This is a genomic window from Natronoarchaeum sp. GCM10025703 (assembly GCF_042661985.1).
In the GTDB taxonomy this organism is placed as follows: Archaea; Halobacteriota; Halobacteria; order Halobacteriales; family Natronoarchaeaceae; genus Natranaeroarchaeum.
This window is the reverse complement of the sequence record NZ_JBHSZF010000001.1, coordinates 2,980,063-2,999,433: the sequence shown is the minus strand read 5'-3', so window position 1 is coordinate 2,999,433 and position 19,371 is coordinate 2,980,063. Positions and strand designations below refer to the sequence as shown.

Below are 19,371 nucleotides of genomic sequence, written 5' to 3'. Positions count from 1 at the left end.
AGTACCGCTATATACTCGGACGTATCTGCTGAAAACAACGCTTATGCCCCTACTGCCGCAACTCGACAGTGATGACCGGATCTACAGACATGACCCGCGTCGCCTTCGTCTGCGTCCAGAACGCCGGCCGGAGTCAGATGGCCACAGCCTTCGCCCAGCGCGAACGGAAGCACCGGGGCGTCGTCGACGAGATCGAGATCCTGACCGGGGGTACTCATCCCGCAGAGCACGTCCACGAGGAGGTCGTGACCGTGATGGACGAGGAGGGGTTCGATCTGCGCGAAAAGACGCCAAAGGACATCACGCCAGACGAACTCCAGGCAGTCGACTACGTCATTACGATGGGCTGTTCGGCCCAGGACGTCTGTCCGGCGACCTGGAACGGCGAGAACCGCGACTGGGGGCTCGACGATCCGGACGGGCAGGGTCTCGACGCTGTCCGAGAGATCAGAGACGAGATTGCCGGGCGTGTCGACGACCTGTTCGACGAACTGCTCGCCGAGACCGAGGCGGCCTGACGGCCGGGAACCACGAGAACCCGCTGGTTTTATCGCTCCGCCGCCGAGTGGTGAGCACGTGACGCTGGATCCGGTACAGTTCGAGGGGATCACCCAACTCGCGAGACGGATCAATCAGTCGGTCGACGAGACCGACCAACAGCAGTTCGTCCGGACCGTCTGGGAGGAGTTTCTCGATCCGCTGGCCGACGACGGTCGGGTGGTTCTGGAGCCACTCGGCGAGCAACGCCGCTGTGAGGTCGCTATCGACGACGTCGCCCTGCAGGATCCGGAGTTCCAGAGCAGTCACGGACTCGACTCGGGGACGATCAACCCCACGTCGTTCAAAAACGGACTCGTTCTCGACGTCGCGCAGGCCGCGATGGCGTCGAGTCCCTCGGATCTCGATCTCCACAGGGATCGCACCGTGGTCGTGACGGCCCACGTCAGCGACAAGATGTCGAAAGACGTCTCGACGGACTGGACACAGTGGGACGAGGGCAACACCGACCGGCGGATCCTCCAGGCCCCACGCGTCTCCCGGTTCGAGGAGAGCGTCGTCCACGAACTCGGCCTGTATCTCGCGGAGAGCCACCATGCGCTCGAACACGCCGACGCCGTCGACGACCTGTTCGTGCTCGACGGGCCCATCTATCCGAAAGGGATGTTGAACTGGACCGACCGGGCACCCGAACTCGCCGACCTCCTTCAGGACGAACAGGAGCCTCGCGACGTCATCGCGAACTACGTCGAACTCGTCGAGACGTTCGTCGAGCGGGAGGTGCCGCTGGTCGGCTTCGTGAAGAACCCGACGACAAAAGCCATCACCCGGACGCTTCGAGAGACCGGTCAGGAAGCGCCGTGGGTCAACGATACCGCCTTCTTTACTCGGGTGCTCGAACAGGTCGAGTTCGCCGAGCGAGAGGGGCCAAACGGCGACTCCAGCCGTGAACGCACCCGCGCGACCGACGTACTCACGTTCACTAACTGGTTCCGCTCGCGCGGCGGTGCGGATCGCTTCCTCAGTGCGGACGGCGATGCCTTCGGCGTCGAGCGCTCTCTCGATCCGGAAGATTACGAGGTTACGTTTTTTCCGATCTACGACCCCCGCGACGACCTGCTCTACCGGATCGAGGCCCCCTACGCCTTCACGAAGTCGGCCGACTGCCGCGAGCGCCTCGCGATGCAGTTGCTCGCAGACGTCGCCGCCGAGCGCGGCCCGCCGCTCTCGGTCCAGAAAGCGGACGAACTCGCCCGGATCAGTGCCGAGGGGACGGATTCGCTACGCTCGGAGCTGAAGCGACGTTCAACACTGACCGCATGCATAGCTACGATGACCGCCGGTGGGGCGGCGAGGAGTTCTAGGCCGGAACGTCCGGTTCCGTCTTTTCGAGTTCGACATCGACGTCAGCGGCGGCGACGCCGACGCGAGCGAACTGCGTCCGGACGTGTTCTTTGGCCGCTTCGACCGCCTGCTCGCGCGTGTCGAACCCGCGCGGCATCGGCGACTCGAAGGCCACGTTGATCGGTTCGCCGTCGATTTTTTGTTCGCCCCCGCCGCTCTCGACCTCGTAAAACGCGTCACAGACCCAGACATAGGCGGCGTCCTCGTCGGGCGCGCCCTTGAACGTCGGTGCCGATTCGCCCCGCTCGTACAGCGTGCCCGTCAGGGCCGTTCCGCCCGCCTGCCCGCGCACCAGTAGCATATTCTACCAGAGGGCGCCAGCAGTGAAAAGGCCATTGCAGGGCGTGATTGCGCTCAACCGTCCTCGTTATGGCTCCGATATCTACGTCGAGACGGAGGAGACCCAGACGGCTGAACAGGTAGCAGACTAACACTTCGTTCGCGGCGCGGTCCCGCTTTTCGACGCTCTTTCGTTTTTTCCAGTCCGTACGTTCAGGGAAACGCGTTTCACTGATGGGCTACATTCCCTGAGCATGGCCGATCTGAACGATTTCGACGAGTACGGCGGGGACGATGGTGGGACGGGTGACGGCGCGTCCACCGCCGAGAGCGATGCCGACGACGAGTTCGAGACCGTCGAGACGGCGCCTGCAACGGCCGAAGAGGGCATCGGGACTATCGCCGTCTCGCAGGGGCTTCGGATCCACGAGGACGAGGAGGATTCGACGGTCCGGGCCTACGTCACGAAGGGGAACCGGTCCTCGGTCCGGATCGGCAAGTATCTGCTCGCGCCGTATCCGGACGGCGAGACGCTGTTCTGCCGGATCGCGGGACTGGAGTACGCCCAGGAGTTCCACGCCGACGACGCAACGGAGATCCACGCACGGCGCGCGATGGCGCAGGACGGTATCGACGAGGCCGACTACAAGTTCCTCGCGGATCTGGAGCCATTGGCCGTTCTGTACAGTACTGACGGCGACCTCAAGCGCCGAATGACCGACCGGGTTCCCAAACCCCAGACCACGATCAGGAAGCCGACGATACGTCCGAGATCAAGACCGGCCTCAAGATCCCCGAGGACGGCGTCTTCCTCGGCCACCTCGCCGTCGGCGGCGAGAAGGTTCGGACGAGCGCCCAGCCACCGACGATCGATTACCGGCTCAACGACGACTACGAGGACGGCGACCCCCTCGTCTTCCGGCACACCCTGATCGCGGGCGGCACCGGGTCAGGCAAGACCCACAGCGCCAAGAACGTTCTCCGGCAGTTCCTCGCGGACGAACGCACCTACCGGATGGACGACGGGCGTTCGGTGACGCCGGCGGTCGTCCAGTTCGACCCGCAGGACGAGTACGCCCAGATGCACGACGACAACGAGTCGCTGGATCGGGAGACTGCCCGCCGCTACGAGCGCGAGGGCGTCGTTCACGGCGGCCACGATGACACCATCGCGTTCGTCCCGAAAGTCGGCAACGCGACCTACGCCACCGACGACCACCGCGCCGAGCAGGTCGAGTTCACCATCCCCTTCTCGATGGTGCGGGACAACGAGTGGCTGGTCGCCGGGGGTGGCCTCAACGACAACCAGTACAACGGGCTCCGCCATCTGCTCGACCGGTTCTTCCGCGAATACGGTGCCAGTGGAACCTACGATCAGTTCCAGACGTTCATGGACGACCCGGCGCTCCGCGAGGAACTCAACGAGTCCGGGCGCGTCCACGAGGCGACGTTCGACGCGGTCAACCGACGCGTTCGCGGGTTCGGGTCGGTGTTTGATCAGGACGCCCGGCCGATCACCGAGCAGATCAACCGCTTCGTCCGGCCCGGCGGGCTAACGGTCGTGCCGACGTATCACATCAACGATACACGGGCGGCCGAGACCATCGTCCTCGCGGTGTCGAGCCTGCTCGTCGATCAGAAGCTCTCGAATGACCCGAACTACGACCGTATCAAGGAGACGCCGGTCGTGCTGGGGATGGACGAGGCACACAACTTCCTGACCGATGCCGAGAGCGCACAGGCCCGTCGAGTGATCGGCAAGTTCACCGACGCCGCCAAACAGGGTCGAAAAGAGCGACTGGGGCTCTTCCTCATCACGCAGGATCCACAGGACATCGCCGACCCCGTATTCAAGCAGATCAACACGACTGTCGTCCTGAACCTCGGTGACGAAGACGCTATCAAGAGCGTCAACATCCCATCGAACCTGGAGAGCAAGGTGCCGTACATGGAGAAAGGCCAGATGGTCGTCTACTCGCCGGACAACTCCGAACCGGTCGAAATAATCGGGCTCTCGAACTGTCTGACCAGACACAACTAGATAGTCTGTCCCAACACCCGTTCCCGGGGGTGGATTTTTGAGGATGCCGCCTGGAACTATTGTATGAGCAAGACAGTACTGATCGCGATCGACGGATCGCCACAGTCGGACGACGCTCTCGATCACGCCATCGCCGAGTTTCCCGACGCTGAACTAATCGGGTTGACCGTGATCGATCCGGGCGAGGCCGGCTACGCCGTCGAGGGTGCCGCCGCCGAGTTCCCGTCAAGCTGGTACGAGACAGCAGAAGAGGACGCAAACTCCGTGCTCGAAGAGGCCGAAGAACATGCAAAATCGGCTGGAGCCGACCTCAAAAAGGCGAGCGAGATCGGCCGACCGGCGAACACGATCGTCAGATACGCCGAAGAACACGACATCGATCACATCGTCATGGGCAGTCACGGACGGACTGGCATGAGCCGGATCCTGCTCGGGAGCGTCGCCGAAACGGTGATGCGCCGGTCCACGGTCCCAGTGACAGTCGTTCGATAGCGGGCGGACTACTCGACTTTCTCGACGGAGACGTTATCGTTCTCCGATCCGTCTCCACGATCCTCCAACAGCAGTCCAGTGAGACCGGCGACGACCAGCCCCGCCCCCAGCGCTCGGGTTTGTCTGACGTACCAGTCCCGTGGCTGTAGTTCGGTTGGGTTCTCGAACCCACTTCCCAGCAACTTCAGGTTTAGTTTGAGCGACTGTCTCGGCAGCAGTAGTGAGAGCAGTCCCTGTAACGCCATCCACCCGTAGCCGATCTTTCGCAGTTTCGATCCGAACATACGGGTAGATGTTGGAGCGCCGGCGATATAATGCTCACGGGGTTGATAGCTCGATAAACGTTGGATAGCCCAGAACGCTCGCAGGTCGTCGAGAACTGCCGCTGCGCTGCCGTCGTCGATTGCCGCTCGTGCGGCCTCGAGCCCTTCGTCGAGGGTTTCGGCGTCGCCGCCGGCGTAGATCCGGAACGCAGCGTTCAGTGCCACGGCGTCCGCGAAGTGATCCTCACGCTCCCCTGCGACGACCTCCTCGGTAATCGTCGACGAGTCCGTCCGGACGTCGTCGACGTGGAGGTCTTCCTCCTCGAAATCCATGCCGTACTCCGGCGTCTCGATCTCGTAATCCTCGAACTCGCCCTCGTCGGTGCCGTCCGCCTGCCACTCGGCGACTTTCGTGTAGCCGGGTCGGATATCGTCGTAGCCTTCCATGCCCTGGAACATGATCACCTTCCCGGGCGAGACCTGCTCGGTCTGTCGGAACGTGTCGACGACCTTCTTGGCAAAGGAGAGATGATAGAAGCTTCCGAGGTGGACGTCGGCGTTGGCCGGGTTCGCGAGCGTCTCGATGGTGTTTACGAACGTCCGGACACCCATCATATCCCGTCGATCGAACAGGTCGTCGATCTCGGGGTTGAATTCGGGCTGGTAGTAGAAGCCAAAGCCGGTCTCGTCGACCATCTCGGCGCTCTCTTCGACGCCGAGTTCGGTCCGAACGCCGAGTTCGTCGAGGACGTGCTTGTACGCCGTCTCCTTCTGGGTCGGGACGCGGTCGCCGCTGTGGGTGACGATGGGCGTTCCTGCTCCCGCGGCGACGATTCCCGCGGCGACGCCGAGCAGTGCTGACCGGTGTTTCCCGTCGTAGTTCGCGCCACAGTCGACCGGGTCGGCGTCCGGTTCGGCGACAACTGTCGACTCCTCGGCCATCACATCGACGTATGCGGCCAGTTCCTCGGGCGTGTTGCGTTTCCAGCGGTTTGCCAGCCAGAACGCACCGAGCGTCGTGTGGTCCGGTTCGCCACCGAGGATGCGCTGAAAGGCCTCGCGGGCCTGCTCCCGGGACATGTCGTCGGCCGACTTCGGACCGGAGCCGACGACTGCGGTCATCAAGCGTTTGAGCGGCCACTCGCCGTACTTCTGAGACGTCTGGGTCATAACTGCGCGTTAGAGGAGCACGCGCAAAAACGTCCCGTTTCCCGCAGGTGACTGCAACCCACTGCATAGCTAACAGGCGGCAGGTCGTATCGCCGGAGCGGCGTGCCGCACACCCGCGAACCGCCCCGGAGCGGTCGGTCAGAGCATGCGGGGCCGTGCCGCGGGATCACTCAAAAACGTGTGGACTGCCCGAAAGTGACGGCTGCTCCGTATCGACCCGAAAGACGTAGGTTTACGCCGTCCAACTCCGGGACAATGAACTCCCGGTCGACCGACTGGCGCGAGTCTATCGACGACGTCGACGCGTCGATTATCGACGGTTTCCAGAGCGGCTTCCCGATCGAAGCGCGGCCGTTCCGTGCCGTCGGAGAGGCGGTCGGTGTCAGCGAGGCGGAGGCGATAGAGCGTGTTACGCGGCTGTACGAGCAGGGTATTTTCCGCCGGTTCGGCGCGGTCCTCAACCCCCGTCATCGGTAGTTCGGCCCTCGCGGCGGTGCAGGCTCCCGACGAACGGTTCGGAGAGATCGCCGACGTGATCAACGGCTACCAGCAGATCAACCACAACTACCGCCGGGATCACGAGTGGAACATGTGGTTCGTCGTCACGGCCGGTTCCCGGGAGCGCCGCGACCAGATTCTCGCCGAAATCGAAGAGCGAACTGGCTGTACCGTGCTGGTTCTACCGATGCTAACGGACTTCTACATCAATCTGGAGTTCCCCGTCGTCAACGCCGATCGGTTCGCCCGCGAGGGGTTGGCCAGCGAGGGTTCGACGGATGCCAGCGCGACGCGGATCAGCGAGGATGCTGCGGGCGACCTCTCGCAGTTCGAGGGCGAACTGCTGCTGGAGATTCAGGCGGGCTTTCCGCTCTCGGCGACTCCGTACGCGGACATCGCCGAGGCGCTTGACGCCGACGTCTCGGACGTCATTAGGGCGATCAATCGCCTGCTGAGACCGGCTGTATCAAGCGGATCGGCTGCGTGGTCAACCACGTCGTGACCGGTTTCGACAACAACTGCATGGTCGTCTGGGACGTCGACGACGAGGAACTCGACGAGCGCGGCGTTGCAGTCGGCGAACTCCCGTACGTGACGCTGTGTTATCACCGTCCACGCCGTCCCGAACTCGACTGGGAGTACAACCTCTTCACGATGATTCATGGACGGGATCCTGATGCCGTCGACGAGAAGATAGACGAACTGGCGGCCGAGCACCTGCCGTACGATCACGAACGGCTGTACTCGACGGAGACGCTGAAACAGACCGGGGCGCGCTACGAAGATCTGGTGTGAGCTACTCTGCGGTCGTATAGAGGATCGGTGCGACGATGACCAGCGCGAAGCCGACGAGCCGGTACATAATGTTCTCGGTCATCGAAAACGGGACCGCGATGAAGATGACGCCGAACAGAATCGCGTTCAGGGCCAGTATCTTGCGCGACCGGAGGGGAGCGATCCCAGCATCACCAGAACGAACGTCAGTGCCAGCACGTGCCCGATGTGGTAGTCGAGCAGGAACGTGTCCAGCAGTTGCAGTGGAAGCGCGTTCATTGGTTATCCGATATTGCTACCGTGCGGATGATTAAAGTTCCGTTACTCCGCGGGTCATCTCTTATCCCATCGGGCCGGCGAGGTCGAGCGGTCGGATCCAGACGTACCAGACCAGCACGACCATCCCGAAGAAACTCATCCCGAACACGAACGTCCCGATAATGCTGTAGCCGGCGGCGTTGAGAAACCGGGCGATGATTCCGGGTATTACGACTCCCGCCGCAACGATGGCAATGGCCTTTGCGACCAGTCCGTAATCGGCCTCATTGCTGTTCGCGCTCATCGGTCACCACCGTCACGGGGCTCTCCTTCGATCATACCGGAGTTTGTAGCCGTGGCTCCCTGAATGGCTCGGTTCGGCTCGTCGTCCCGGCCCAGGACGACGCCCGGGTACGTTCGAGCGTCTAGATCAGCCGGTACACGCCCCGACTCTCCGAGACACGTCCCCGCTGGGCCAGTTTCTCCAGACTCGTCGTCACGTACTCCGCCGGAACGTCGCGTTCTGCGGCGTACTCGACAACCTCGTCCTCAGTCGGTGCGTCGAGCGTTCGCAATGCCTCTAGAACCGTTTCCTTCCGGGTCTGGGAACTCCCGCCCCGGTCGTCGAACTGCTCGGCGGCCGCGTCGATTTCGTCGGCGTCGAGCCCCGAACCTTCCAGATACTCCCGGTCGTCGACGCCGGCGTCCTCGATCTGGTTCTCTAGCTGGCCGAAGGAGTCGACGTTCGCGAACGCATCGCCGTGGTCGCTACGGTTGGCGAGTATCGACGCGCGCAGTTCGCGGGCGTGGTCCTCGTCGTCGGTCTCGGCGAACTTGTGTAGCCGGTCGAACTGGTGGGTCTTCCCGCACCGGGAACACTGTGCTGTGCCCTGGCGTCCCTCGACGAGCCAGAGATTACTGCAGTTGTTACAGCCGACGACCGCGTACATACCGCCAGCTTGTCGGTGGACGGTAATGAACGCACCGGCGACGGTCGGCGGTAGGTCCGGTCGACCTCAATCACCGGGCCCCCGACCGATCCGTCGGTCGCCCCGGGAGCCGCCCAGCCAGCTATTTACGATCCTCCTCCGTATGCCCCGGTATGCAAGTTCTCGGCCCGGACGACAGCGACTCGACCGAAGCCGTCGACGGCGTCCACCTCTCCCTGCTCGCCGGCGGCGAGGAAATGAACGTCCAGCGCTTCGAGATCGACCCCGACGCCGTCGTTCCCGAACACGACCACCCGCACGAACAGACCGGCGTCGTCCTCTCGGGGACGCTCACGTTCGTTCTCGCGGACGGCACCGAAAAAGTGGTCGGCCCCGGCGACACCTACGCGATTCCCGGCGGGGAGCCCCACGGCGCTGAGAACCGGACCGACGAAGTCGTCGAAGGCATCGACGTGTTCGCCCCGCCCCGGACGGATCCGGCGTGGCAGGACGACGTCGAGTGATCAGATCGCATCGTTCGGGTCGTGGTGCTCGGCCATGCGCCGGGCCTCCGTGGCGTACCGCTCGCGCAGCGACTCGTCGTTGACATCGCCGAGATTGCTCGGGTCGGCCTCGACCGCGGCAGTGGTCTCCCGCACGTCGGTAAACGAGGTGAGCGCCCGCTCCTTGCGGAAATACTGCTCGCCGTCCGTCGTCGCGTAGGTGAGAATGATCAGGTTCTGCTCGTCGTCCGAGTAGGTCCGTTCGACCAGCCAGACGCGGACTGTCTCCGGTTCCTCGCTCATAGTTCAGTCGTCTCCCTCTGGGCGCAAACCGTTTGTGACGATCACTCGACGGTCTTGTACATCTTCACGTGGGGGATGCCCGCTTCCTCGAACTCCTCGCCGCGGCGCTCGTAGCCGACTGACCGGTAGAAGCCGGCCGCGCGCGTCTGCGAGTGAAGTTTGAGTTTCGTCATTCCTCCTGCTCGGGCCTCGGCCTCGACGGCCCGCATCAGCGCCTCGCCGACGCCCTGCTCGCGCCGCGATTCGAGCACGGCGACTCGTTCGACCTTCCCGAGGCCGTCCTCCGGTTCGCGGAGCCGTGCGGCCCCGACCGGTTCGTCGCCGTCGTAAGCGACGAAATGTGTCGCGTGGTCCTCGTGCTCGTCATACTCCAACTCCTCGTCGACGCCCTGCTCGTCGACGAAGACGGTCCGTCGGACCGCGTAGGCGTCCTCGCGCTCGGCCATCGACTCGACGACTCGTACTTCGGTCATGAGAGTGGCGTACGGAACGGTGGTTGGTTAGCGTTACGACCCGTCGCTCGGGGTGACTCGTACCGCAGAAAATCGGAGACTGAGAGCAGGCGCTCTATGAGAGTTTCTCGATGTCCCCGGATATCTCTGATCTCCGGGTGCTCGAAAAGCGGTCTACGACAGCTTTTCGATGTGCTCGCCCAACGGGCGAGCGCCAGAGAAACTCTCTACGAGAGTTTCTTGATGTTCTCGATGACTGCTTCGGCGAACTCGCTGGTCGCTACCTTCGTACCGCCCTCGATCTGTCGTTCGAGGTCGTAGGTAACGGTGCCCGAGGAGATGGTCTCCTCAACGGCGTCCCGGATGAGGTCTGCGGCGTCGGACCAGCCCAGATAATCGAGCATCTCGCGGCCCGAAAGGATCATCGCGGTCGGGTTGACCTTGTCCTCGCCGGCGTACTTGGGCGCGGAGCCGTGAACCGGTTCGGCGAGACAGCGGCCGTGGCCGAAGTTCGCGCCGGGTGCGATGCCGAGCCCGCCGATCTGTGCGCCGGCGGCGTCGGACATGTAATCACCGTTGAGGTTCATCGTTGCGATGACCTCGTACTCGTCGGTTCGGGTGAGGAGCTGCTGGAGCATGTTGTCGGCGATGCGGTCCTGCACGACAACGGTGCCCTCGGGCTGTTCGCCCTCGTAGTCCTCCCACAGATCGTCCTCGACGATGACGTCCTCGCCGTACTCCTCTTCGGCGACCTCGTAGCCCCAGTCGCGGAAGGCTCCCTCGGTGAACTTCATGATGTTACCCTTGTGGACGAGGGTCACCGAATCGCGGTCGTTGGCGAGGGCGTAGTCGATCGCTTCGCGGACCAGTCGCTTGGAGCCGAACTCGGAGATCGGTTTGACGCCGATGCCGACCGGCCCATCGTGGATGACGTCGGCGATCTCCATGTCGTCTTCGAGGAAGTCACGGACCTGTTCGACTTCGTCGGTACCGGCTTCCCATTCGACGCCGGCGTAGACGTCCTCGGTGTTCTCCCGGAAGGTGATCATGTCCATCTCCTCGGGGGATTTGACGGGCGAGGGAACGCCGTCGATGTAGTAGGTCGGCCGGACGTTGGCGTACATGTCCAGCGTCTGCCGGAGCGCGACGTTGAGCGAGCGAAAGCCCGCTCCGACGGGTGTCGTCAGCGGGCCCTTGATAGCCACGCGGTGGTTGCGAATGGCACTGACGGTGTCCTCGGGGAGGTTCTCGTCATACTTTTCACGAGCGGACTCGCCTGCGTAGAGACGCATCCAGGAGATCGAGCGGCCGGTCGCTTCCGCAGCGGCGTCAAGTACCTTCTGTGCGGCCGGGCCGACGTCGGTGCCGATCCCGTCACCGTGAATAATAGGGATAATCGGGTTTGCTGGCACGTCGAGTTCGCCAGTTTCCTCGTCTGCGAGAGTGATCGGTTCCCCGTCCTCGGGGACTTCGACCTTGTCATAGCTCATGGTCGTTTCTACGAAATCAGGTTGGGGCTAAAAGCCCTGTCTTTTGCTTCTGATGGCGCAAATACTGCGACCAGTAGGCCTCTCGACGCCGGTCGGGAACTCCGGACGAAAGTACTGAAGGCAGTCGATTTCCACGATGGTGGTATGCACGTAATTGTCCACGGCGGCGCAGGCGAAGAGCCGAAAGCCCCCGAGTCCAGACAGGCAGTGCTCGACGACGCGGCTGATCGAGGAGTCACCGAATCGGCTCCGCTGGACGCCGTCGTGCGCGCGGTAGAGGTTCTCGAAACGTCGCCACGGTTCAACGCCGGCATCGGGAGCGCCGTCCAGAGTGACGGATCGATCCGGACCGATGCGGGAGTCATGACCGAGGACGGGAAGGCGGGCGCGGTCTGCTCGATGGAGGGTGTCGAGCACGCCCTCGCTGCTGCCCGAGTCGTCCTCGAAGAGACGCCACACGTGTTCGTCTCCGGCGAGCACGCCCGCTCGCTCGCGGGCGAGTACGGAATCGACACCGACGTCGACCTCTGGTCCGAGCGCTCCCGAGAGCGCTGGGCGTCGGAATCCCCGCCGGAGGGACCGGCCAGCGAGCAACTGGACTGGATCGAGGAGCATTTCGGCGATACGTCCTCGCGAGCGCCCGAGGATCACGACACGGTCGGCGCAGTCGCGGCCGAGGAGGGGCAGGTCGCCGCGGCGACGTCGACCGGTGGGCGCTGGTACGCGCTCGCTGGCCGTGTCGGTGACGTCCCACAACTCGGCGCGGGCTTTTTCGCGGCGGACGCGGGGGTGCGAGCGCCACCGGGGCGGGCGAAGCTATCGCCCGGACCGGCGTAGCCCGGGCGGCGGTCGGCCACCTCGAAAGCGGCGACGATCCGGAGACTGCGGCGACCCGGGCGATCGACGAACTCGATACCGTGACCGGCGACTCCGCGGGCGTCATCGTCGCCGACGCGGACGGCACCGTTGGGAGCGCGTACAACAGCGACGCGATGCAGACGAGCGTCGCTACGGACTCGTCATCCGCCGGCGATACTGCGTAACGCCTTTTGCGCCCTCGGACGAGATACCTGTATGGCAACATCCGACGTCGATCTCGAATCCGAGCAGTACGAGAAACACCGCGAGGCTGGCGAGATCCTCTCTCAGGTGCGCGCGGAGACAGTCGAGCGGGTCGAGGTCGGCGAGAGTCACCTCGAAGTAGCCGAGTTCGCCGAAGACCGGATCCGCGAACTCGGCGGCCAACCCGCCTTCCCCGTCAACATCAGTATCGACGAGGAAGCGGCCCACGCGACGCCGAGTATCGGCGACGAGTCGACGTTCGGCGAGGAGATGATCAACCTCGACATCGGCGTCAGCGTCGATGGCTGGCTGGCCGACACCGCGATCACCGTCGATCTCTCCGGCAATCCGAGCAGCGAACGCCCCGGCTGAGGCGCTCGACACCGCCCTCGAGATGATCGAACCCGGCGTTCAGACCGGCGAGATCGGCGGGGCGATCGAGGAGGTCATCGACGGCTACGGCTACAATCCCGTCGTCAACCTCACCGGCCACGGACTGGGTCACTGGGAACAGCACACCGAGCCGACGATTCCGAACCGCGCCGTCTCGCAGGGCACTACTCTGGAGGTGGGCGACGTCGTCGCAATCGAGCCGTTCGCCACCGACGGTTCGGGCAAAGTCAGCGAGGGCGGCGACGAGGAAATCTTCGCGCTCGAACGGGAGGGCTCGGTCCGGAACCGACAGGCCCGGCAGGTACTCGATCAGATCACCGAAGAGTTCCGAACGCTCCCCTTCGCGACGCGGTGGCTCGACAGTTCCCGCGCGAAGATGGCGCTCCGACGGCTCAAATCACAGGATATCGTCCACGGCTACCCGGTGCTCAAAGAGGACGCTGGCTGTCTGGTCAGTCAGAAAGAGCATACGATCATCGTCACGCCGGAGGGCTGTGAAGTGACGACGGACTAGGCGTTGTTCATCCGCTGGCTGGTCCGCGATCCGCACGCCTGACACTCGGACACCCGGTAGGGCTCGCGCGAAAACTCCGCGTTCTTTTCTTTTCTGCTTTCGGTCTTGATCTCTACCGAGACCTGATGTCTCGTCTTCCGACCACAGCTCTCACAGCACTCGTGGATGCCGTCGACGGAGTCGTCGGTGATAGCCATTATACCAGCTTCCAGTCCTGAGAGAGATATAAAAACCCCACTCCGTTATGGATCGTTTAACGCCCCGCTATGGCTACGCCAGTGGGTTTTCGCCGAGACGAGCCGAGAGAGCTTTAGACCGTTCAAAAACGATTCAGACAGTACAACGCCGGTTTCATACCGTGATCGTCGCGGCGTCGTCCGATAGCCGACAGTATATGTGCGGGGCGGCCACACTGTCTCGTATGGAGCAGGTGTTCGCGCCGTGGCGAATCGATTGGGTCGAACGCGATAGCTCTCGGGACGACATCGACGAGTGTGTCTTCTGCGAACTGCCGGAGCAGGACGCAGACCGGCGAAACATGATCGTCGCTCGGAGCGAGCACGCGTTCGTACTCCTCAACAACTACCCGTACAACCCCGGCCACGTGATGGTGATCCCGCACCGACACACCGGGGAGTACGGCGACCTGGACGAGGCGGTACTGACGGATCACGCGCGGTTGAAACAGCGCACTCTCAATGCACTGGAGACGGCACTGAACCCCGATGGGTTCAACACCGGACTGAACCTCGGCAGCGGCGCTGGCGGGTCCATCGACGACCACCTTCACACGCACGTCGTCCCGCGCTGGGAAGAGGACACGAACTTCATGGCGACCGTCAGCGATACGAAAGTAATCGTCGAAGCGCTCGAAGACACCTACGAGCGACTGCACGACGCGTTCGCCCAGCAGGACGAGGCGACCGCTTCAGGACCGGAAACCGCAGTACTGATCGACAAATAGTCGTCGAAATCGCGTCTCCGGCGGCCGGCCGCGTATTTAAAACCCCGTCGAATATTGCGTTTCGTCTATAGATTTCTCAATCGCTGGGAAGCGTCTCGACCCCTCATAGCCCGGTACGGCGTAGCCGCCACCGTGAACAGCTACTATGACTGATCAATGGACCGTCGTAGTAGGGATCAAGCAGGTGCCCGACGAGGACGACGTAACGATCGATCCTGACAGTGGGACACTCAATCGATCGGGTGCGGATGCGATCCTGAATCGGCCGGACAGAAACGCTCTTGAGGCAGCGTTAGCGATCAAAGACGAGGTGGATGCGGAAGTCATCGCCGTGACGATGGGCCCGCCACAGGCGACGCCAGTTCTCGAAGAGGCAGTCGCGATGGGCTGTGACGATGCGGTGCTCGTCACCGACCGTGCGTTCGCCGGGAGCGACACGTGGCCGACGAGTCTCGTGCTCGCGGCGACGGCCGAGTATCTCGACGCGGATGTCGTGCTCGCTGGCGAGGAGACGACGGACTCCTCCACCGGTCAGGTCCCGCCGGGGATCGCCGCCCACAACGGCTGGGCCCAGCTAACCTACGCCGAAGAGCTAGACCCCGGTTCGAGGACGATCAGATCGTGGCCAAACGTGACGTCGAGGGCGGTCACGAATACGTCGCTGCGGACCTACCGGTCGTTATCGCCTTCGCCTACGGCGAGAACGAGCCACGGCCCGCCGGACTCCACAGAAAGATCTACGCCGAGACCGAGTTCGAGGCCCGCGAGGTCACTGCCGAGGACCTCCCGATCGATACTGATCGGGTCGGGCTTGCCGCCTCGCCCACACAGGTCGGCGGGATGGAGACCGTCGATCCGGTCGAACGCGAACAGGAGCGGCTCGATTCGGCCGAGGAACTGCTCGAAACGCTCGTCGAGGAGGAGGTGGTCTAGATGTCGGACGTAGATATCGAGGATCACTCTGACGTCTGGGTGTTCATCGAGGAACACGACGGCGAGGTCGCGCCCGTCTCCTGGGAGTTGCTCTCGGAGGCCAAATCGCTCGCTGACGAACTCGATGAAGAGCTCGTTGCGCTCGCAATCGGCGAGGACCTCGACGACGTCGCCGAGGAAGCCATCGAGCGCGGCGCGGACAGGGTACTCGTCGCCGACGACCCGGTGTTCGAGCCCTACCGTGCGGACCCCTACGGCGAGCAGTTCCGCCACCTCGTCGAGGAACGCGAACCCGACGTGGTGCTGATCGGCGGGACCCACACCGGCCGCGACTTCGCCGGTCGGGTCGCTGTTCCCGCGTACGCGGGACTCACCGCCGACTGTACGGAACTCGGCATCGATGAGGACGGCCATCTCGAAGCCCGTCGACCGGCGTTCGGCGGCAACGTGCTGGCGACGATCAAGTGCGAGCGCCACCGCCCGCAGATGGCGACGATCCGTCCCGGCGTCTTCGCGACTGCCGAACCCGAACCCGATCACGAGGGCGAGATCGAGGACGTCGAGGTTATCGTCGACGAGGAGGACACGGTCTCCGAGGTCGTCGAACGCGAGGTCGGCGACACTGCCGATATCACCGACGCCGACCGCGTCGTCGCGGCCGGTCGCGGCGTCGAGGGCGATGTCGGACCGGTCGCTGAACTGGCGGATGCGCTCGATGCGGAACTCGCCGCGAGTCGCGCGGCGGTCGACGAAGGCTGGATCGACGGCGCACGACAGGTCGGTCAGACCGGGAAAACCGTCCGGCCGGACCTCTACGTCGCCGTCGGTATCAGCGGTGCCGTCCAGCACATCGAGGGGCTGAACGATAGCGACGTCGTCGTCGCTATCAACAACGACCCGAACGCACCGATCTTCGAGCACGCCGACTACGGAATCGTCGGCGACCTCTTCGAAGTCTGCCCCGAACTGGTCGAACAGTTAGAGGACGTCGACGATCCAGCGGAGGTGATCGCATGAGAGAGCATAACGAACGAGTGCGAGTACGCCGGATCCCCGCTCCGGAGGTGATCGCATGAGCGAAGATTCCGAGCGAGCGAAACCGCCCGCTGATCCCAGCTACGACGAGGAGTTCGACGCGATAGTCGTCGGTGCCGGCCCCGCCGGGAGCGCCTCGGCGCTGACGATGGCCCAGGCCGGTCTCGACGTGATCATGATCGAGCGTGGCGCCTACCCCGGTGCGAAAAACGTCTTCGGCGGCGTGCTGTACACGCCGACCATCCGCGAACTGACCGATATCGACGACGCACCGCTGGAGCGATACGTCGGCGAGAAGCGGTTCGGCATGCTCTCGCCAGAGGACGAGACGGCAGTCTCGATCAAACCGAACCAGTGGCACCAGGAGCCACACAACGACTCCTACACCGTCTTGCGCGGCGACTTCGACGAGTGGTTCGCCGAGCAGGCGGTCGAAGCGGGGACGACGCTGATCACCGAAACGACCGTCACCGATCTGATTCGCGAGGATGGCCGGATCGTCGGCGTCGACACCGACCGACCGGATGGCGAACTGCGTGCGCCGATGGTCGTGCTCGCGGAAGGTGGCAACTCGCTGGTCGCCGAAGGTGCCGATCTCAAGGACAAATCGCCGCGCGAGGACGTTGCGGTGGCTGTCAAGGAGGTCATCGAGTTCCCGGGCAACGGAAACGAGATCGAAGAGCGGTTCCGACTGACCGACGAGTCCGGCGCCGCCTATCACTACTTCGGCGATGGCGCCGTCGGCGACTCCTTCGGTGGCGCGTTCATCTACACCAACGACGACACGGTAAGCATCGGCCTCGCCTACCGGATCGAGGACGCGGTGACGACGCAGGCAAAGCCCGAGGAGACGCTCAACCAGTTCAAGTCCCATCCGGCGGTCGCACCGCTGGTCCGGGGCGGCCGTACTGTGGAGTACTCCGCGAAAACGATTCCGGAGGGCGGTGCGGACGCCATCCCGGATCTCGTCCACGACGGCGCGGTGCTCGTCGGGGACACTGCGGGACTGGTCCTGAACAACGGCGTCCATCTCGAAGGAACCAACATGGCCGTCGAGAGCGGCTACCACGCGGGGAACGCCATCATCACGGCGCTGGCGAACGACCGCACGGACCCGAACGCGCTGATGGAGTACCCACAGAATCTGGAAGACTCCTTCGTCGTCAAGAACCTCGAACGTTACGAATGGCTGATGGAGACGGCAGTCGAGGACAAGGACCTCCTCTTCCGTGATCTGCCGCGAGCGATCGCAGACGCCAGCGAGGAGTATTTCACGATCGATCGCGAACCGAAAGCCGAGCACGCCGAAGACGCGAAAGACCGGATCCTCCAGACGGTCGGCGGCTGGAGAGGCGCAGCGAAACTGGCCTGGCGGTACCGGAAGGTGATGACCTCATGAGCACGCAACAATCCGTAGACAACGCATCGCTCGAAGACCGACTGTACACTGTCAAGTACGAGGATCCCGGCGAATCACATCTCGACGTCAAAGTCCCGGGCATCTGTGAGGAACGCTGTCGTACCGATGACTGCGTCGACGTCTGCCCGGCCGACGTCTGGCGCGAGGGCGAGGACGGCGTCCCGCAGATCGCCTACGAGAACTGCCTGGAATGTAGCAGCTGTCGGTTCGCCTGCCCGCACAACAACGTCGTCTGGACCTATCCCGAGAACGGCTCCGGCGTCACCTACAGCCACGGGTAGCGCGCTCTCTGCGGTTTCCACTGTGACTCAGCTTTTCTCACTCCATGGGAACGACCCACCCCCATTCAAAAGAGGCACACATAGGACGGAGTATGACCGCAGCCCCCGGTGCCGACCCTGCCTCCGAGGAGGTCGACACGCTCCGCGCTCGTCTCAGGGTCGAACCTCCGTCGAGTGCAGGATGCGAGTTGCTCTCGGCGGCGTCCGAGTCCGAATCAGTCCGCCAGTCACTCTCCTACCCGGACAGCAACCGCGACGACCGTTCCTGTGAGTGTCACGCGGAAGTAACGCCGTCCAGCGACGCGTCGACACAGCCGCACCTTCTCAGCAAGAAAGTCACGGAATCGTGTGCCTGTCGGATCTTCCAGAACCACGCCTGCGTCTCCGACATAGAGGATGTCCAGGGCAACGAACTCGTTTTTTCGCTGACGATCCGCGGCCGCGAAGAGCTACGGAACATCGTCGCGGAACTCCGTGAGTCCGGGGCGACTGTTCGTCTCCAGCGTCTGGTCGATATGGATTCCGGGGGCGGTGGGGGCTCTACCGCGGCCGACAGCGTCGTCACCGACAAACAGCGTGAAGCGATCCGCTTTGCGTACGAACTCGGCTACTACGAGACGCCTCGCGAGGCCGACCTCGGCGACGTCGCTGACGAACTCGGCGTCTCGAAATCAGCGGCATCTCAGCGACTGAACGCGGTCGCCTCGAAACTCGTCGTCGGATTACTTCAGTCAGAAGATGGCGTCGGGCGTACAACCTCGACGGCGGCCGGGGCAGCAACAGACGAGTGAGAGGGCGGACGCTACTCCTCTGGTCGGGTTTCGGCAGTTTCGATCCCGGATAGCAGATCGGCACAGACGGCGTCGACGTCGTCTGAGACCGTTACTGTCACCGCGGGTGCGCGCTGTTTGTACCGTGCAGGCGGGTCGCCGTCCGGGCGCTTTGCTGTCGTTTCGACCAGCAATCCGGCGTCGTTCAGTTTCTCAACTTTCCTGTAGGCAGTCGACTGCGAGATGTTGCACTCCTCGGTGAGTTGTTGGATCGTCATCGGCTCCGTTGCCGTTCGGAACAGTTTGAGGGCCTCGTCGTCGTTGAGTAACTCGACGACAAGCTTCGGCTCGAAGCATTCGCGTATCTCGCGCTCGTTGGTCCCGCCGTCCGAGTAGAGCTGGGAGGTGCGGCTCATACCAGTACTGTGTATCTACTTCGCCAACACCGTTTGGCTGTAATATACAGTTGTTTATCCGTCGGCAGTTCAGGACGGTCGGCGTCCTGTCCGTCGATTCTTCGGTCTCACTGGAGGTGCCCTCTATCGATACCGTCGTCCAGGGGCCGACCCGGTGCTAGAGCGCTTCGAGGCCGTAGGTGACCGCGACGCCGACGTATTGGACGACCGACGCGTCCAGATCGCCGAG

The 19,371-nt window shown here is 63.5% G+C and carries 18 protein-coding genes and 7 pseudogenes; 15 read left to right on the top strand and 10 right to left on the bottom strand.

Translation table 11 applies throughout. The features are described from left to right. Positions 1-71: 71 nt before the first annotated feature. Both ACFQH2_RS16860 and ACFQH2_RS16855 read left to right on the top strand, forming a co-directional pair. Complete coding sequence (locus ACFQH2_RS16860; protein ID WP_377055636.1) at positions 72-518, top strand: arsenate reductase ArsC; 447 nt, start codon at positions 72-74, stop codon at positions 516-518. Then, positions 469-1,698, top strand: a pseudogene (locus ACFQH2_RS16855) (DNA double-strand break repair nuclease NurA); the annotation flags it as partial. The gene ACFQH2_RS16860 and the pseudogene ACFQH2_RS16855, both read left to right, overlap by 50 nt. Positions 1,699-1,858: 160 nt before the next feature. Here the strand turns inward: ACFQH2_RS16855 and ACFQH2_RS16850 are convergent. After that, a complete protein-coding gene (locus tag ACFQH2_RS16850; protein WP_377055632.1) occupies positions 1,859-2,203 on the bottom strand; it encodes a DUF7113 family protein in 345 nt (114 codons plus the stop codon). Between the two features lie 232 nt (positions 2,204-2,435). Here ACFQH2_RS16850 and ACFQH2_RS16845 point away from each other — a divergent pair. Continuing rightward, positions 2,436-4,222, top strand: a pseudogene (locus ACFQH2_RS16845) (ATP-binding protein). Positions 4,223-4,285: 63 nt separating this feature from the next. After that, positions 4,286-4,714 carry a universal stress protein gene (locus tag ACFQH2_RS16840; protein ID WP_377055628.1) on the top strand — a complete coding sequence of 143 codons (429 nt, stop codon included), beginning with the start codon at positions 4,286-4,288 and terminating at the stop codon, positions 4,712-4,714. Positions 4,715-5,070: 356 nt separating this feature from the next. Here ACFQH2_RS16840 and ACFQH2_RS16835 read toward each other — a convergent pair. After that, positions 5,071-6,147, bottom strand: a pseudogene (locus ACFQH2_RS16835) (anthranilate phosphoribosyltransferase); the annotation flags it as partial. A gap of 255 nt (positions 6,148-6,402) precedes the next feature. Between ACFQH2_RS16835 and ACFQH2_RS16830 the strand changes: the two are divergent. Beyond that, positions 6,403-7,440, top strand: a pseudogene (locus ACFQH2_RS16830) (Lrp/AsnC family transcriptional regulator). A gap of 126 nt (positions 7,441-7,566) precedes the next feature. Here ACFQH2_RS16830 and ACFQH2_RS16825 read toward each other — a convergent pair. The 3 genes from ACFQH2_RS16825 to ACFQH2_RS16815 form a co-directional block, all read right to left on the bottom strand. Continuing rightward, the gene (locus ACFQH2_RS16825; RefSeq protein ID WP_377076946.1) at positions 7,567-7,698 is read right to left on the bottom strand and encodes a hypothetical protein; all 132 of its coding nucleotides are present in this window, start codon (positions 7,696-7,698) and stop codon (positions 7,567-7,569) included. Positions 7,699-7,759: 61 nt separating this feature from the next. Then, on the bottom strand, positions 7,760-7,981 hold the full coding sequence (locus ACFQH2_RS16820; protein ID WP_377055618.1) for a hypothetical protein: 222 nt from the start codon (positions 7,979-7,981) through the stop codon (positions 7,760-7,762). A gap of 121 nt (positions 7,982-8,102) precedes the next feature. Beyond that, complete coding sequence (locus ACFQH2_RS16815) at positions 8,103-8,627, bottom strand: DUF5817 domain-containing protein (protein ID WP_377055616.1); 525 nt, start codon at positions 8,625-8,627, stop codon at positions 8,103-8,105. Positions 8,628-8,779: 152 nt separating this feature from the next. On the opposite strand from ACFQH2_RS16815, the gene ACFQH2_RS16810 reads away from it, so the two are divergent. Then, a complete protein-coding gene (locus ACFQH2_RS16810; RefSeq protein WP_377055614.1) occupies positions 8,780-9,130 on the top strand; it encodes a cupin domain-containing protein in 351 nt (116 codons plus the stop codon). On the opposite strand, the gene ACFQH2_RS16805 is transcribed toward ACFQH2_RS16810, so the two are convergent. The 3 genes from ACFQH2_RS16805 to icd form a co-directional block, all read right to left on the bottom strand. Then, positions 9,131-9,412, bottom strand: coding sequence for a hypothetical protein (locus ACFQH2_RS16805; RefSeq protein ID WP_377055612.1), 282 nt, complete (start codon positions 9,410-9,412; stop codon positions 9,131-9,133). Positions 9,413-9,453: 41 nt separating this feature from the next. Then, positions 9,454-9,885 carry a GNAT family N-acetyltransferase gene (locus ACFQH2_RS16800; RefSeq protein ID WP_377055610.1) on the bottom strand — a complete coding sequence of 144 codons (432 nt, stop codon included), beginning with the start codon at positions 9,883-9,885 and terminating at the stop codon, positions 9,454-9,456. Positions 9,886-10,091: 206 nt separating this feature from the next. After that, positions 10,092-11,354 carry an isocitrate dehydrogenase (NADP(+)) gene (gene icd, locus ACFQH2_RS16795; RefSeq protein ID WP_377055608.1) on the bottom strand — a complete coding sequence of 421 codons (1,263 nt, stop codon included), beginning with the start codon at positions 11,352-11,354 and terminating at the stop codon, positions 10,092-10,094. A 144-nt stretch (positions 11,355-11,498) separates the two neighbouring features. Between icd and ACFQH2_RS16790 the strand changes: the two are divergent. Together ACFQH2_RS16790 and map are read left to right on the top strand one after the other, a co-directional pair. Further along, positions 11,499-12,397: pseudogene (locus ACFQH2_RS16790) on the top strand (isoaspartyl peptidase/L-asparaginase). Between the two features lie 31 nt (positions 12,398-12,428). After that, positions 12,429-13,323 (top strand): annotated as a pseudogene (map, locus tag ACFQH2_RS16785) (type II methionyl aminopeptidase). On the opposite strand, the gene ACFQH2_RS16780 reads toward map, so the two are convergent. Next, positions 13,320-13,520 (bottom strand): hypothetical protein, encoded by a 201-nt coding sequence (locus ACFQH2_RS16780; protein ID WP_377055601.1) that lies wholly within the window; start codon positions 13,518-13,520, stop codon positions 13,320-13,322. The pseudogene map and the gene ACFQH2_RS16780 overlap by 4 nt on opposite strands. Positions 13,521-13,744: 224 nt before the next feature. Here ACFQH2_RS16780 and ACFQH2_RS16775 point away from each other — a divergent pair, with 224 nt between their 5' ends. The 7 genes and pseudogenes from ACFQH2_RS16775 (at position 13,745) to ACFQH2_RS16745 (ending at position 18,747) form a co-directional block, all read left to right on the top strand. Continuing rightward, on the top strand, positions 13,745-14,287 hold the full coding sequence (locus ACFQH2_RS16775; RefSeq protein WP_377055599.1) for an HIT family protein: 543 nt from the start codon (positions 13,745-13,747) through the stop codon (positions 14,285-14,287). 145 nt (positions 14,288-14,432) lie between these two features. Continuing rightward, positions 14,433-14,825, top strand: a pseudogene (locus ACFQH2_RS16770) (electron transfer flavoprotein subunit alpha); the annotation flags it as partial. An 83-nt stretch (positions 14,826-14,908) separates the two neighbouring features. Further along, positions 14,909-15,220, top strand: a complete 312-nt coding sequence (locus ACFQH2_RS16765) for a hypothetical protein (protein WP_377077033.1) — start codon at positions 14,909-14,911, stop codon at positions 15,218-15,220. Further along, positions 15,221-16,237, top strand: coding sequence for an electron transfer flavoprotein subunit alpha/FixB family protein (locus tag ACFQH2_RS16760; RefSeq protein ID WP_377055595.1), 1,017 nt, complete (start codon positions 15,221-15,223; stop codon positions 16,235-16,237). A gap of 55 nt (positions 16,238-16,292) precedes the next feature. Further along, positions 16,293-17,654: an FAD-dependent oxidoreductase gene (locus tag ACFQH2_RS16755; RefSeq protein ID WP_377055592.1), complete on the top strand. Its 1,362-nt coding sequence runs from the start codon at positions 16,293-16,295 to the stop codon at positions 17,652-17,654. Then, positions 17,651-17,956 carry a ferredoxin family protein gene (locus ACFQH2_RS16750; RefSeq protein WP_377055590.1) on the top strand — a complete coding sequence of 102 codons (306 nt, stop codon included), beginning with the start codon at positions 17,651-17,653 and terminating at the stop codon, positions 17,954-17,956. Before ACFQH2_RS16755 ends, ACFQH2_RS16750 begins: the two co-directional genes overlap by 4 nt. A 92-nt stretch (positions 17,957-18,048) precedes the next feature. After that, on the top strand, positions 18,049-18,747 hold the full coding sequence (locus ACFQH2_RS16745; protein ID WP_377055588.1) for a helix-turn-helix domain-containing protein: 699 nt from the start codon (positions 18,049-18,051) through the stop codon (positions 18,745-18,747). A gap of 11 nt (positions 18,748-18,758) precedes the next feature. Here ACFQH2_RS16745 and ACFQH2_RS16740 read toward each other — a convergent pair whose 3' ends face one another. After that, the gene (locus tag ACFQH2_RS16740) at positions 18,759-19,142 is read right to left on the bottom strand and encodes an HTH domain-containing protein (RefSeq protein ID WP_377055586.1); all 384 of its coding nucleotides are present in this window, start codon (positions 19,140-19,142) and stop codon (positions 18,759-18,761) included. Positions 19,143-19,371 lie beyond the last annotated feature (229 nt).